Raw genomic sequence first — 1,230 nt, 5'->3', positions numbered from 1 at the left:
GGGGCCTGACGCTGCGCAACCCGCAAAGCTCCGCGCCAGCCCCCGTTGCCCAACCCGCCCAAACAGGCAAAACTCAAACCCGGAGTCTCGCTCACGCTGGATAAAAGTTGGGGGCAACGTCACTGGCCCGGCAGACAGAGTTCTTACCGAACGACTGGATAGAACGGGCGGCCCCAGTCGGCGGTGCGGTTGTCCATCATGATGTCCACGAAGATCGGCAGCAGGAAGCCAAGGATAGCAGCCCCGTCGCGCACCTGGGCGCGGTTGATGCTGCTGTTCCAGGTTGCACCGCCATGCACAAGCTGATTGCGCAGGACATAGAGGCGGTCGAACACGAAGCTCAGGACGCGCGCGCTGTCGCCTGTCTGGAACGCGTTCGCAAAGGCCCGCGCAGACGCCTTGAAGCGATCCTCCCAATCCTCGAAGCCGACGATCCCGTTATGGTGCTGCCAGAAGGGATTGAAGACATAGCGGTTTTCCAAAAGCAACCGCACCGGCCCCGAAAAGCGCTGCCAGATGGCCCTGTGGATGCGCCGTTCGGCATCAAGTGCGGTCAGCCTTCCGAAGTAGTCGAGGAAGGCCGCGCGCTCGCCCTGAGGCATCGACTGGAACTCGCGCTCATCGGCATAGGCGGCGTTGAAGGCGATCCATAAGAAGATGAAACGGGCGTCGTGGTCCCCCTCGCAGGCTTCGGCCCGACCGATCCAGCTGATGGCGCGGTGGACACGCAGGCCCATGTTCTCGGGAAAACCCGTGCGAATGGAGCGTTGTTTTTTCTTCAGCGCTGCAAAGGTCAGGGTCTCAGGCATGGAAATGCGTCCTCTGGAAATCCGGTCACGGCATGGCGGCAAAGTCTGACCGGCGATGGCCTCCGACCATGTCGCGCAGCGCCTGGGGGGGCAATGACTTCGACCTTGTCGCCCCATTGGTAAAGGTGCCAGGCCATCTCTAGCCACCCGGCCGCGTGGAACCGCACAATCAGGCTGCCGTCCTGCTGCGGTTCCAGCACCTGCCGCGGATGAAACCGGAAGCCCGCGGCGCGATCGGCGGCCTCGGGGGCAAAGCGCCAGATCACCTCGCCATATTGCGCCGGATCCTGCCAGATGTTGATTTCCACCCAGAACTGAGCCGGGTAGGCGTATAATTTCCACTGAGAATTGAGCCATGTGAACCTTCCCCCAGAGCGGTGAGCGGCGGGGGCAACGGAGTGATCCACATGGGACTTTTGAA

Annotated in this window: 2 protein-coding genes; both read right to left on the bottom strand. The window is 62.2% G+C overall.

The window, feature by feature from the left end:
* Positions 1–143: 143 nt before the first annotated feature.
* Positions 144–809 carry a HEPN domain-containing protein gene (locus tag EYB42_RS17200; protein WP_205910018.1) on the bottom strand — a complete coding sequence of 222 codons (666 nt, stop codon included), beginning with the start codon at positions 807–809 and terminating at the stop codon, positions 144–146.
* Positions 794–1,230: WYL domain-containing protein (locus EYB42_RS17195; RefSeq protein WP_240784254.1), on the bottom strand; the 437-nt coding region annotated here is incomplete at its 5' end. The genes EYB42_RS17195 and EYB42_RS17200, both read right to left, overlap by 16 nt.

This window comes from Tabrizicola caldifontis (assembly GCF_004762095.1).
Classification (GTDB): Bacteria; Pseudomonadota; Alphaproteobacteria; order Rhodobacterales; family Rhodobacteraceae; genus Tabrizicola; species Tabrizicola caldifontis.
Note: the sequence above shows the minus strand (reverse complement) of the source record. Positions and strands in the feature narration are given on the sequence as shown.

Bases quoted from the DNA above. Each gene is read 5' to 3' on its own strand.
- EYB42_RS17200 (WP_205910018.1), bottom strand. From the start codon at position 809: ATGCCTGAGACCCTGACCTTTGCAGCGCTGAAGAAAAAACAACGCTCC.